Annotated in this window: 15 protein-coding genes and 1 pseudogene; 5 read left to right on the plus strand and 11 right to left on the minus strand. The window is 70.8% G+C overall.

The annotated features are described in order from the left end of the window. Window positions 1-853 (plus strand): annotated as a pseudogene (locus BJF79_RS51135) (AAA family ATPase); the annotation flags it as partial. Beyond that, a complete protein-coding gene (locus BJF79_RS60660; protein WP_075899141.1) occupies window positions 850-1,191 on the plus strand; it encodes a hypothetical protein in 342 nt (113 codons plus the stop codon). The pseudogene BJF79_RS51135 and the gene BJF79_RS60660, both read left to right, overlap by 4 nt. 4 nt (window positions 1,192-1,195) lie before the next feature. Here the strand turns inward: BJF79_RS60660 and BJF79_RS18690 are convergent, their stop codons facing one another. Genes BJF79_RS18690 through BJF79_RS18700 form a run of 3 tightly spaced genes read right to left on the minus strand, consistent with a single transcriptional unit; the run spans window position 1,196 to window position 2,330 of the window. Then, window positions 1,196-1,555 carry a hypothetical protein gene (locus tag BJF79_RS18690; RefSeq protein WP_075899143.1) on the minus strand — a complete coding sequence of 120 codons (360 nt, stop codon included), beginning with the start codon at window positions 1,553-1,555 and terminating at the stop codon, window positions 1,196-1,198. Between the two features lie 53 nt (window positions 1,556-1,608). Continuing rightward, window positions 1,609-1,944: a hypothetical protein gene (locus BJF79_RS18695; RefSeq protein ID WP_143220028.1), complete on the minus strand. Its 336-nt coding sequence runs from the start codon at window positions 1,942-1,944 to the stop codon at window positions 1,609-1,611. Beyond that, entirely contained in the window at window positions 1,932-2,330 is a 399-nt protein-coding gene (locus BJF79_RS18700) for an ATP-binding protein (protein ID WP_262402245.1), read from the minus strand. Before BJF79_RS18700 ends, BJF79_RS18695 begins: the two co-directional genes overlap by 13 nt. Before the next feature lie 154 nt (window positions 2,331-2,484). On the opposite strand from BJF79_RS18700, the gene BJF79_RS18705 reads away from it, so the two are divergent. From BJF79_RS18705 to BJF79_RS18715, 3 genes are all read left to right on the plus strand, one after another. Further along, a complete protein-coding gene (locus BJF79_RS18705) occupies window positions 2,485-3,294 on the plus strand; it encodes a helix-turn-helix domain-containing protein (RefSeq protein ID WP_075899149.1) in 810 nt (269 codons plus the stop codon). Then, on the plus strand, window positions 3,285-3,470 hold the full coding sequence (locus BJF79_RS18710; protein WP_075899151.1) for a DUF397 domain-containing protein: 186 nt from the start codon (window positions 3,285-3,287) through the stop codon (window positions 3,468-3,470). The genes BJF79_RS18705 and BJF79_RS18710 overlap by 10 nt, the downstream gene beginning before the upstream one ends. A gap of 263 nt (window positions 3,471-3,733) precedes the next feature. Further along, window positions 3,734-4,507: a PaaI family thioesterase gene (locus BJF79_RS18715; protein WP_075899153.1), complete on the plus strand. Its 774-nt coding sequence runs from the start codon at window positions 3,734-3,736 to the stop codon at window positions 4,505-4,507. On the opposite strand, the gene BJF79_RS18720 is transcribed toward BJF79_RS18715, so the two are convergent. The 8 genes from BJF79_RS18720 to BJF79_RS55545 all read right to left on the minus strand — a co-directional run. Beyond that, window positions 4,508-5,485, minus strand: coding sequence for a hypothetical protein (locus BJF79_RS18720; RefSeq protein ID WP_075899155.1), 978 nt, complete (start codon window positions 5,483-5,485; stop codon window positions 4,508-4,510). A 70-nt stretch (window positions 5,486-5,555) separates the two neighbouring features. After that, on the minus strand, window positions 5,556-6,131 hold the full coding sequence (locus BJF79_RS18725) for a TetR/AcrR family transcriptional regulator (protein WP_262402246.1): 576 nt from the start codon (window positions 6,129-6,131) through the stop codon (window positions 5,556-5,558). Further along, window positions 6,118-7,548 carry an FAD-dependent oxidoreductase gene (locus tag BJF79_RS18730; protein ID WP_075899159.1) on the minus strand — a complete coding sequence of 477 codons (1,431 nt, stop codon included), beginning with the start codon at window positions 7,546-7,548 and terminating at the stop codon, window positions 6,118-6,120. The genes BJF79_RS18725 and BJF79_RS18730 overlap by 14 nt, the downstream gene beginning before the upstream one ends. A gap of 91 nt (window positions 7,549-7,639) precedes the next feature. Further along, the gene (locus tag BJF79_RS18735; RefSeq protein ID WP_075899161.1) at window positions 7,640-8,269 is read right to left on the minus strand and encodes a response regulator; all 630 of its coding nucleotides are present in this window, start codon (window positions 8,267-8,269) and stop codon (window positions 7,640-7,642) included. Continuing rightward, window positions 8,266-9,543, minus strand: a complete 1,278-nt coding sequence (locus BJF79_RS18740) for a sensor histidine kinase (RefSeq protein ID WP_075899163.1) — start codon at window positions 9,541-9,543, stop codon at window positions 8,266-8,268. The genes BJF79_RS18735 and BJF79_RS18740 overlap by 4 nt, the downstream gene beginning before the upstream one ends. Window positions 9,544-9,546: 3 nt before the next feature. Next, window positions 9,547-10,287 (minus strand): ABC transporter permease, encoded by a 741-nt coding sequence (locus tag BJF79_RS18745; protein WP_075899165.1) that lies wholly within the window; start codon window positions 10,285-10,287, stop codon window positions 9,547-9,549. Window positions 10,288-10,297: 10 nt separating this feature from the next. Beyond that, entirely contained in the window at window positions 10,298-11,206 is a 909-nt protein-coding gene (locus BJF79_RS18750; RefSeq protein ID WP_075899169.1) for an ABC transporter ATP-binding protein, read from the minus strand. A 126-nt stretch (window positions 11,207-11,332) separates the two neighbouring features. Further along, window positions 11,333-12,277: hypothetical protein (locus tag BJF79_RS55545; RefSeq protein ID WP_262402247.1), on the minus strand; the 945-nt coding region annotated here is incomplete at its 5' end.

Genomic DNA, 12,277 nt, shown 5'->3' on the forward strand with positions numbered 1-12,277 from the left:
GCTTCCAGCAGCCCGTGGCCGCGCAACCCGACCCGGCCGCCGAGCAGCGCGGCGCGCAGGCCGCGGCGCAGCTGGCCGCCGAGCAGGCGGCGCGCAGCAGCCGCAGCTCGCGGCCGCCCCCGAACAGGCGCCGCCGCTCGTCCACTCCGACTTCGACTGGGCGGCGGCCGTCAACCCGGTCCTGGACGCGGCGTCCTCGTCCTCGTCGGGCGACCGGACGGACCACGGTGCGGACGCCGCCGCCCCGCCGATGCCGCAGCCGCCCGGTCCGCAGCCGAACCAGCCGGGGAACGGGCCGCCGATCCCCGTCGACCAGCTCGTCCGCCGGAACCAGCACGGTGACCCGCTGGCCCGCCGGATGGGGCGCGGTGTCAAGAAGGCCGTCGGGGGCGGCGCGCGGGAGGCCCGGGAGCAGGCCGCCTTCGCCGACCTGATGCAGCGGTCGGTGCCGAGCTCGCGGCAGCTCGCCATCGCCAGCGTCCGCGGCGGCGCGGGCAAGACGACGATGGCGGCGCTCTTCGCCACCGAACTGGCCCGGCACCGCGGCGACCGGGTGCTCGCCGCCGACGCCGACGCCGAACTGGGCTCGCTGCCGCTGCGACTGGGCGTCCATTCGCAGCTTTCCCTGTTCGACCTGGCCGGCCAGAACCCGCAGACGTTCGAGGAAGCCGCGCAGTTCCTGACGCGCACGCAAGAGGGCCTGTACGTGCTGTCGTCCACGCGGGCCGGACGAATCGCGGGCGAGTTCTCCCTGGAGACTTTCCAGAACGCGCTCAGCAAGGTGAGCCGCTACGTGTCCGCGACGGTCGTCGACTGCGGCGCGGGAATCTCACCGAAGTCAACCGCGGGATGATCGCCACGTCGCACGCGCTCGTCCTGGTGACGCCCGGAACCGTGGACGGCGCGCTGAGCGCGCGCGGCGCGCTGGAATGGTTCGCCGCGAACAACCAGCAGGACATTCTTCCCCGCACCGTCATCGCGATGGTGTCGCACGCGCCGCAGGTCGGCGCCGACCTGCACCGGGCCCACGAAATGCTGACGGCATGGGGACTGCCCGTCGTGTCGGTGCCCTATGACCGGCACCTGGCCACGGGAAGTTCGCTCGACCTGAGCAAGGTCTCCGGCGCCGCACGAACCGCCATCACGCACGTCGTGCGCGAAGCCTTCTCCCGCTCGCTGATGGCCAGGTAGCCCCTCACTGGACGCGGCGTCCGGTGCGCGGCACGAGCGCCGCGAAAAGGTGCGCGAGGAACGGCTTCCGCCCGCGTCCCCGAGGCGGCCGAATGTTTCCGCGACGGGGTGCGCACCACGTGCCGTCCGGCCTTCGCGTCGGCGATGCAGGGACGGACGGCGGGCCGAGGGCCGCGCGAAGCCGACGGGCCAGACCGTCGGCGTTCCTCGCCTCGACCAGCCGGTCGGGAAGTAAGGCCCACAGCGATCCGCTGAACTCCCCGAACCAGATGCAGATGCCGGGGAACGCCCGTCGCAGTTCGGCCAGGGCCCGGTCGAGGTCGAGGTCCGGTTGGACGAGGGCATCGTGGGGTGGGTTGGTCATGGTGTTCTCCAGGAAGATGAGGGGACGGCCTGCTGACGGACGGGCCCGGCGGCCTACCAAGTCGCGGGGAACATGCGGTGCTTGAGGATGCGGTCCACCAGTTCGGTGGCCCCGTCGGCGTCACCGCAGGGACAGAGGTACCGCCCGGCCTCGTGGTATCCCCAGGTTCCGCGCGGGGTGGCGCGGACACCGATCGCCGCCCGGACGTGACCGCGCGGCCCGCTCGCGACGACCCACAGCACCGGCGGACGATCCCCGCGAGTGCAGGCGTATCCCCTGGGGCTGAGCCCGTCGGCGAGCACGTCGAGGTAATGGACGTCCGTGGACCGTCCCCGCCGCGTCCGCCAGCCCAGCACGACGCACTCCGCCCGGACGGTCACAGCGCCCAACGCACCCACACGACCTTGCCGGTCTCGTAGAGCGGACGGACGCCCCATTCCTGCACGAGTTCGATGATCAGCGGCAGCCCGCGTCCGCTCGTCGCGCCGTGGTCCTCCGGACGGACGACGGGGAGTACTGTCCCCTCGTCCCACACCTCCACATAAACGAAGTTCTTCGGCTCGTCGGGGAAGATCCGAACGACGATGTGCCCGATACGCACGTGTTTGTAGACGTTCGTAACCAACTCCGTAACCACGAGCCGCCCGGCGAAGTCGTCGGCGATATCGAGGGCCCGGAATTGTTCGACGAGGAACCGACGCGCCTCGGCGGGCGCCCGGTCGGTCGGTGCGAGGACGAGCGTCGGCGTCTCAGGCGCCAAAGCCACAGCTGACATCGGAAGATCCTTCTGCATCGTGGGCTGATGTGTCTCTCAGTAGGCCACCCATCGACGCTGAGTAAGTGTTAACCTTCGGGAAGACGGAACATCCCGATGTTGATCTTCTGGCCGTTGTTATAGGCAGTTAGAATGAGTTAAGGGGTCCGCTGTCATGACAACCCCCCGTCGACGTGCAGTTTCGTCGCCCGCGCTCGCGGCCTTCGGGCGCCAGTTCAAGCGCTACCGGGAACGCGCCGGGTTGAGTCAGTCGCGCGTAGCGCACCGACTCGGCGTCACCGCCTCCTACATCTCGCAGATCGAGAGCGGTAAAAAGCGATGCAAAAGGGACCTTGTCGAGGCCATGGACCCTGAGTTCAAGGCCGGTGGTGTGCTCCTTACCCTCTACGACGACCTCAGAGAAGACGGTGTGCTCGGTGTTCCGTCATGGTTCGACTGGCCGGAAGTGGAGGCCGAAGCCGAGGTTCTGGTCTGGTGGGAGCACACCGTCGTTCCCGGCCTGCTCCAGACCGAGCGTTACGCCCGTGCTTTCCTGAAGACGGACGAGGCCGTCGCCGCGCGGTTGGCCCGTCAAGACATCCTCACCAGAGAGGTGCCCGCCCCGACCACCTTGGTGGTCTTCATCGGCGTGAACGTGCTGACTCATCTCGTGCACTCGCGCGCCACGATGAAGGAGCAGTTGGAGTACCTCGTGATGGCGAGCGAGCGACCGCACATCACTCTGCAAGTCGTCATGAACGATGACGGTGTGCCCGCTGGAACCGGTGGGGCGTTCATCGTCGCCACCATGCGTGACCGGAGTGAGGTGGCGTACCTTGAGACGACGGTACGAGGCATTACGACTGACGACGAACACGATCTATCGGGTTTGGGCCACGCGATTCGCGTGCTTGGAAGCAAAGCGCTCCCGGCAAATATGTCGCGGGAATTTATGAGGAAGGTGATTGAGGAAAGATGGACCTGAGTAGTGCAGTTTGGCGAAAAGCGAGAGTCAGTGGCGAAAACGGTGGCGCCTGCGTGGAATTGGCGTCCGTCTCCGGCCTTGTTGCTGTGCGTGACAGCAAGGATCCGGACGGGGGCAAGTTGTTGATCGCGCGTGGTGAGTTTCGGCGCCTGGCCGAGGTGCTCAAGGAGCTCTGAGCGTCGAGCGTCCTCGCTGATCTTGGCCTGGTGCGGTGTCCGCCAAGGTCGCCCGCGTTCTTGATCTGCGGCGTGTTGCCCTTATCCGGGCGTCCATAAGGGCAACACGCCGCAGATCAACGGGGAGGGCCTCGACGGACCGGGGGCGTTCGGGGGTGCGGCGTGCTGGTGGTGCCCTGATGAGGGGCGTGGTTTGTGCTTGTGAGAATATCGTTCTCGTATATGTAAACGTGCTTGCGGTGGAGGGTTGCGTGGGTGGGGGCGTGAGCGTTGGGGTCGGGCGGGGGAGTCGGGGGCACATCCTCAGCGAGTTGGGGCTCGCGATCGTGGAGGTCGGCGAGGAACTGCACGGTACGGCCGTGGTCACGCCGCACATGCACGTGCCGGGGACGGCGCGGCTGCGGACGTCCGTGCTCGCGGCGTGGGCCGACAACCTCGCCGGGCTGCTCGCCGCTCGCGTCATGAATCCCCGGGTGCCGGTCACCATCGAACTGGACGTCCACCTGCATGCGCCCGCGCCGGGGGACGGGGAGGTGCGGGCGGTCGCGAGGGTCGTCAAGGCCGGACGGTCGATCTTCGTCGCCGAGGTCGAGTTCGTCTCCGCGGAAGGGGAGCCGCTCGCGGTCGCGGGGGCGTCGTTCATGCTCGCGCCCGATCCGGCGGTCCGGCTTCCCGAACGGCTCAGCATCGGCGACCCGCCGCGGCGGCGGTTGGCGGTCCCGCTCGCCGAGCGGGCCGGGTGCCGGCGGGGGGAACCCGGGACGGCCGTGCTGGAGCGGTCCGTGGACGGGCTCAACTCGTCGAACACCGTCCACGGCGGGCTCCTCGCACTGGTCGCCGAGGAGGCGGTGCTGTCGGTGGCGCAAGGCGGCACCGTGTGCTCGCTCGGCCTGCGCTACTTGCAGGCGGTGCGGGTCGGGCCCGCCGTCGCGTCCGCGGGGCTCGACCAGGGGCTCGGACGGGTCGAGGTGCGCGACTCCGGCAACGGCGACCGTCTCTCGGTCATCGCCACGGTCCGGACGTTCGCGAGTGCTTGATCACGGGTCGTAGGTGTAGGTCTCGTTCCAACCGGCGAGGCGCCGGAGCGTCGTTGCGGCCAGTTGTGCCGTGTGCTTCGGGCATTCCCATTGCCCTCGCGTGAAAGACGATTCGCCGGGTTCGTAGAGCGCCTTCAACGCGTCGAGGTGATTTCGCGGGTCGGTCGCGGGCGGGTGTTCATGGTGCGGGCAGGATCCGTCGAAGGGGGCGACGGTTCGGAGCGCTCTGCGCACCTCGTCGTAGGCGTTCCAGTGCATTCCCCGGACGTTCGACCGGACGGCGTGGAACAGCGCGCCGAGGAGGAGGGCACGATCGTCGGGCGCCCCGGCACCGGTTTCCCAGCGGCGTGCGGCCCATACTCCCGCGTGGTCCGCCGCGGGTTCGCGCGCGACGACCGCGTCGAGCAGGCGAGGCGGGTCGACGCGTCCGTCGGGGCGGAGAAAGACGCCGTCGAGATGGGCCAGGTCCAGCGGGGCGAACTGGGTTTTCAGGGTCTCGCGGAACATGTCGAGGGTGGTGTCGGCCATGTGGGCCAGGTGGGCGGGGCAGATTCGCTGCTCCAGCGTCCATTCGTCGTAGAAAGAGCCGATGTCGTCGGTGCGTTCCCTGTTGTAGTACGCCCGCCCTTCCGCGTTGGTCATCAGCGCGCCGAAACTCGCGAGCTCCGTGCCGTCCTCGTCGTCCGGCGGATGCTCGTCGTGTCCGCAGCCTCCGTCCGGCCAGGTGAGGTTCGGACGGCAGGTCGCCAGGGCCTCGATCAGGCGCTCCAGCACGGCGCGCGAGCCGATCACGTTGTGCGGCGGATAGAACCGGACCGCGAACAGGACCATGATCCAGCCGCCGCAGTCCGGCCACGTTGGAGCATTCCCCAGCCCGTCGGCGCAGCCGAGGAGGACGTCCTCGGGCGGATCGTCCGGGTATCCGTCGAGCAGGACGCCCAGGAACGGGACGTCGTTGTCCGGCTCGTCTTCGTCCATGGGGGCTCCTCCACGCGAAATGAACGGTGTCCCGACCGACGCGCCGCCGGGCGCGACGGTTCCCGGTGCTTCAGGACGGGGCGCGGTGGCGGGCCAGGAGGGCCCGGACGGCGGTGCGGATCGGCAGGACAGGGGACTCGGGGACGCCGGTGGTCAGGGCGGTGAACACGATGCCCAGCACGCTCATCTCCAGGAGCATGGCCTCGTCGTGGCCGATCCCGAGCCCGGCGGCGCCGCAGTGCCGGACGAGGAGGTCGGCGCGGTCGCGGAGCGCCCCGGTGAGCGTCCGCCGCAGGTCGGCGTCGCGGGTGCTTTCGAGGTGCAGCTCGAACAGGGCGATCGGGTCGTGGCGGCCGTCGGTCAGCATGCCGGTTAGGACGGCGACCAGCACGTCCTCCAGTTCGGCGGGGGAGACCGGGTGCACGGGGTGGGCGTCGATGTGCGCCTTGAGCCGGTGGGTGAGCCGCTCGACGACTCCGTCGAGCAGTGCGCCGCGGGTGCGGAAGTAGCGCGACGTCGTCCCGGGCGGCACGTCCGCGGCGGCGTCGACGGCCCGGTGGGTCAGCCCGCGGGACCCCTGCTCGGCCAGGACGGCGACGGCCGCGTCCATCAGGTGATCGCGGCGCTGCGGGTTAGGCGGTGGCACGCTGCCCCTCGGGATCGTCGTGGTCGGCCGGACCGCACCATTTCACCAGAGCGGCCTCGACGCCGTCGCGATCACCGGCCCAGGCCACGTAGCCGTCCGGGCGGACCAGTGTCGCGTCCGGCCCGGTGCCCCGCAGCGGCCGCGCGGACCGGACGTGGTCGCGCCGGGCGGCGGGCGCGCCTTCCCCCGAAAGCAGGACGAACGTGCCCGCGCGCAGCACCTCGTACAGGCGGCCCGCGTCGGTCGGGCCGTCGGGGGCGCGGCGGCCGGTCAGCGGGTGGTCGTCCGGCCCGGTGGGCGGGTAGGCGAACTCCAGGCCGGACAGGGTGCCGAGGATGCGGCGGCGTCCGGGGCCGGTGTGCAGCAGCGTCGCCATGACGCGCCGGTTGATCTCCAGGCGCAGCCGGGAGCCGCTCAGCACCAGCCCGGTGAGGTGGTCGGTCATGGCCAGGACGGCGGTGCCGACGGGGTGGCGCTCGGCATGGTAGGTGTCGAGCAGCCGGGACGGGGCGCGGCCGCGGAGTTCGGCGGCGAGCTTCCAGCCCAGGTTGAAGGCGTCCTGGATGCCGGTGTTCATGCCCTGGCCGCCGATGGGGGAGTTCACGTGGGCGGCGTCCCCGACGAGGAAGACGCGCCCCGACCGGTAGTCGCGGGCCTGCCGGCGTTCCGCGGTGAAGCGCGAGAACCAGCGCGGCTCGCTCATGCCGTGGTCGGTGCCCGCGATGTCCCGGAACGCCTGGCGGATGTGGGCGAACTCCGCGTCCGGCCGCTCCGCGCGCAGCCACGCGCCGACCCGGAACCAGCCGTCGCCGAACGGGAGGGTCACGACCACGCCTTGCGTGCCGACCTGCGTGATGGGTGGCGTCTCGGAGCCGGGGATGCGGACGTCCGCCAGCAGCATGGGCAGGCTGTAGGTCTCGCCGGTGAAACCGACGTTCATCAGGTCGCGGACGGTGCTGTGCGCGCCGTCGGCCCCGATGACGTACCGGGCGCTCAGCCCCGTTCCGTCCGCGAGCGTCAGGCGGACGGACTCGGCGTCCTGCGTCAGGCCGACGACCTCGGCGCCGCGGCGGATCGGCACGTCCAGGTCGGCGGCGCGCCGCCGGAGGACCTTCTCGGTGCCGTTCTGGGGGACGATCAGCAGCATCGGGTACCGCGTGTCGAGGCGTCCGAAGTCCACGCGTGAGGCGTAGGCCGGGTACACGGTCCGGAGCGGGTTGCCCTGCGCGACCAGGTCGTCCGCCATGCCCCTGGCGTCCAGCAGTTCCAGGGCCCGCGCGTGCAGGCCGAAGGCCCGGGTGACGTTGGAGTCGGTGTCGCGCTTGTCCAGGATCGTGCAGGAGACCCCGGCCTGGGCGAGTTCGCAGGCGGTCATCAGCCCGGCCGGTCCGGCTCCCACGATGACGACGTCGTGCATGAACGTCCTCCGTTCGCTACGTATGTAGCGCTACATTAATAGCGCGTGGACGGCGTCGTCAACGATCGGTCCTCCGGGGGCGGTGTTGGGGTCAGGCTTCGGGAGTGAGGTAGCCGCGGGAGATCGCGGTGGCCACGGCGGCGGCGCGGTCGTTGACGCCGAGCTTGGCGTAGGCGTGCAGCAGGTGGGTCTTGACCGTGGCCTCGCTGATGAACAACTGGCGTGCCGCCTCGCGGTTCGTCGAGCCGCGGGCGATCAGTTCGAGGACGTCCAGCTCGCGCTGCGAGAGGGGCTGCGGGGCGGGTCGGCGCATCTTCCCCATGAGGCGGGTCGCGACCGTGGGGGAGAGCGCCGCCTCGCCCCGCGCGGCCGCCTCCACCGCGCGGAACAGCTCCTCGCGCGGCGCGTCCTTCAGCAGGTAGCCGGTCGCGCCGGCCTCGATGGCGAGCAGGACGTCGCCGTCCGTGTCGTACGTGGTGAGCACCAGGACACGGGACGGGACGCCGCGCTCGGCGAGTTCGTTGATCGCGGTGACGCCGTCGGTCCCCGGCATCCGCAGGTCCATGAGGATCACGTCGGGTTCGAGGCGTTGCGCGGCGGCGATCGCCTCGGCGCCGTCGGCGGCCTCGCCGAGCACGTCGAAGCGGGCGTCGGCGCCGAACATGCCGCGCAGGCCGTCCCGGACGACCGGGTGGTCGTCGACGATGAGCAGCGAGATCACTCCGCACCTCCGGCGGGGATGGCCGGGACGGTCGCCGAGATCGCCGTGCCGCCGCCCGGTTCGGACTCGATGTCGAGGCGGCCGGAGAGCCGCTGGACGCGCTGCCGCATGCCCGCGAGCCCGAAGCCGCCGTTCGCCGACCCGGCGGCGCGTCTGGCGGGGTCGAACCCGACCCCGTCGTCCCGCACGTCGAGGGTCACCAGGTCCTCCATGTAGGAGAGGGTCAGGCCGACGCGGCCCGCGTTCGCGTGCTTGGCCACGTTGGCGAGCGCCTCCTGCGCCGTCCGCAGGAGGGCCACCTCGACGTCGGCGTGCATCGGACGGGCGTCGCCGGTGGTGGTCAGCACCGCGTCGACGCGGTTCGCCTCCGCCCAGCGCGCGGTGACGTCGCCGATCGCGTCGGGGAGGCGGGCCTCGGCGAGCACCGCCGGTTCCACCGCGTGGACGGTCCGGCGGGCCTCGGTGAGGCTCTCGCGGGTGAGGTTCATCGCGGTCGTCACGTGCCGCCGCAGCGTCGCCGGTTCGTCCAGCCGCTGTTCGGCGGCCTGGAGCTGGGCGAGGACCCCGGCGAGGCCCTGGGCGAGGGTGTCGTGGATCTCCCGGGCCATCCGCTGCCGCTCGTCCAGCACCCCCGCCTCCCGGGCCTGGACGAGCAGTTGGGCGTGCAGGCCCGCGTTCTCCTCCAGCGCGGCCTCCAGTTTGCGGTTGGCCTTGTGCAGTTCGGCGAGCGCCCGCTTCTGGTTGTCGTTGCGCCGGTGGTCCATATCGGCGAACCGGAAGAATGTTCCGGCCAGTCCCATGGTGACCAGGCAGATGACCGACCACGTGCCCCACTCGCCGTCCACGATGTTGGCCACGCCGCCCACGTACGCCGTGGACGAGATGAACGCCGTGGTCGCGACGCCCACGTATCGCCAGCCGCCTTTCAGGCACACGAAAGCGTGGAGGTAGCCGACGAACATGAAAATGCCGTACCAGGGCGCGAGCGTTACAAGGCCCGCTCCCAGCAGCATCAGCCCCGAGTAGTACAGGCCGTTCTGTCGGCCCTTTTCCTCGGTTTTCGAAGTCAGCCGGTAAAACCAGAGGACCCAGAGCGCGGTCGCGACGGAGAGGCCGAGCACCAACGGGCCCCGCACCGCAACGTCCCACAGCGGCTGCAGCAGCGTGATGACGGTGCTTGCTGCGAGAAGGGGATAGGGGAGGGCGCCGACGACGTTCCTCTCCCGGTGTTCCCACCGGTCGAACTCCTCGCGTAGCTCGGCCTCGATGCTCACGACCTACTCCCAGCGGAAGTACCGTGCGGCCGGCCCGCCGGCCGCCATCGTCCACCCCAGCATGACGGCGATGTGCAGGAGCCGCGGCCAGTCGCCCGCCGAGGCGTCCTGCAATGATTGCACGCCGGCGCCGAGCGGGGTGAAGTCGCTGATCGTCCGCAGGACGTCGTTCATCGCCTCGCGCGGCACCCACAGGCCCGCGAAGAACAGGATCGGGAAGAACAGCAGCATCCCGCCCGCCCCGGCGCTCTTGCTCGTCGGCGCCAGCGCGGCGACGAGCAGCCCGACCGAGAACATCGCCACCGCGCTCAGCAGATACGCCAGGAGATAGGCGGGACGTTGCTGCGGGAGGCCCACGTCGAACGCCAGCCGGGCGACGGCCAGCACGACCAGCATCGTGCACACGGACAGGACCGTGGATATCAGCAGTTGGGCCCCGAGCATCGCCGCGGGCTTGATCGGCGTCGTCCGCATTCGCCGCAGCACGCCTTTCTCGCGGTAGGCGGTGAACTGCTGGGGCAGGGTGGTCATCGCGAACATCGCGATGCCCAGTGCGACGACGATGGGCGCGTAAAGGTCGATGGTCCGCAGGCCGCCGAGGTCTTCCTGCGGCTCCCGGAACGACGGGACCAGGCCGAAGACGACGAGCAGGAGCGGCGGGAAACCGAGCGTGAAGAACACGGCCACCGGTTCCCGGAAGAACAGTTTCGTTTCGGTGGCCGCAAGCCGGGCGAACGGGGTCATCGTCGTCTCCTCAGGCGTCGAAGGGGCGGCCGGTGAGCGTGACGAACGCGTCGTCCAGCGACGCCTGCTCGACGCGCAGGTCGGCGGCGGTCACGCGGTGCCGGGCGAGCACGGTCGTCACGGCGAGCAGCAGGTCGCCGGTGCCGGTCACGACGAGCCGGCTCCCGGCCCGCTCGACCGACGTGACCTCGGGCAGCGCGGTCAGGACGGCGTGGTCCAGCGGGGCGGACGGCCGGAACCGCACCCGCTGCCGGTCGTCGATCCGCGCGACGAGCCCGGCCGGGGTGTCGACGGCGACGACCCGTCCGGCGTCGATCACGGCGAGCCGGTCGCAGAGCCGCTCGGCCTCCTCCATGAAGTGCGTGACCAGCAGGATCGTGACGCCCCGGTCGCGGACGTCCTCGATGAGGTCCCACGTGTCGCGGCGCGCCTGCGGGTCGAGGCCGGTGGTCAGCTCGTCCAGGACGGCCACCTTCGGATCGCCGATGAGCGCGAGCGCGATCGACAGCCGCTGCTTCTGCCCGCCGGACAGCCGCCGGAACTGCGTGTTCTGTTTCTCGATGAGGTTCAGGGTGCGCAGGAGTTCCCGCCAGTCGACGGGGTCGCGGTAGAAGGAGCTGTAGAGCTCCATCGCCTCGCCGACTTTGAGTTTGTCGGGCAGTTCGCTTTCCTGCAGTTGCGCGCCGAGCAGGTGCCGCAGGTCGGTGCCGCTCTGCTGTGGGTCGATGCCGCAGACCCGGACGGTCCCGCCGTCCGGGGTGCGCAGCCCCTCGACGCATTCGACGGTCGTTGTCTTGCCCGCGCCGTTCGGGCCCAGAATTCCGAAGATCTCGCCCTGCTCGACGGCGAAGCCCACCCCGTCCACTGCGGTGTGCTCCCCGTAGCGCTTGACGAGGTCGTTCACCTCGATGATCGCCATGACTTCAGCGTTCCGCGCGACGCGGGGCCGGGGAATCGTCCGCGCGTTCAGGCCGTCGATGCGTTCGGTGGAGGCGGGCATCAACCAATTGGTGGATGCAGTGTCGGGGTCGGGAGGTTCGTCCCTTTAGCGGAGGGTGGCCAGGATCTTGGTCGCTATCCCGACGGCTTGTTTCTTCGCCGTCGCGTAGGGGAGGTTCGTGCCCTGCACGAGCTTGCCGCTGGTGCGGTAGCCGTCGGCGGCCGTCCAGGTGACCTCGATCGTGACGTTGCCCTTGCGGACGAACACCTCCGCCCCGCCGAGCCAGTACGTCTTCGCGGTGGCCTCGGAGGGGCCGGAGACGATCGGGCTGACCTGGTGGCTGGCGAACGCCTCGTCGCCGAGGCCGGTCAGCTTCTCCCGTCCCTTGCGGAACTCGGGGTCGGCGGCGTGCTCCCAGCCGTCCTGGAAGGCTTCCCGAGCCTCCTCGACGGCGCCTTCCGGGCTGCCGAGGACGTTGGTGCTCACGACGACGTCCAGGTTGCGGCCGTTGCTGCTGCCGAGCCGCTCCCACTGGCAGGACCTGCGGTCGGAGTCGCTCGTGACGGTGTCGACCTTGATGCCCCTGACCTTGGCCGGGAGCGACGAGCGCAGGCCCTTGCAGTAGTCGGGGAGCTTCGTCACGACCGCGGGGCGCGGCGGTGCGGACGCCGGTGCGGACGCCGGTGCCGAGGCCGTCGTCGACGGGCCGCCGGTGGAGGCGTCCGGGACGGTGACGTCGGTGTCGCCGGCCGCACTCGACGAACCGCCGCGCATCTCCTTGCGGACGGCCCCGGAGATCGCCTTGCCGCCGAGGAGCACGGCGATCGCGGCGATCACGGAGACGACGCTGATCGCGGCCCGCTTGCCGCCGCCGTTCGAGGGAGCGTGGAACCCGCCCGGGGGCATCCCGCCAGGGGGCATCCCGCCGGGCGGGACCGTCCCCGGGGGCGGGGCCGTCCCGGCGGGCGGCGCCATGCCGGGCGTGAAGCCCGGGACGGCGGGCGGCGGGTACGGGTAGGCGCGCGCCGCCGGGACGGCCGGGGCGGCCGG

It is taken from the genome of Actinomadura sp. CNU-125 (assembly GCF_001942465.1).
Classification (GTDB): Bacteria; Actinomycetota; Actinomycetes; order Streptosporangiales; family Streptosporangiaceae; genus Spirillospora.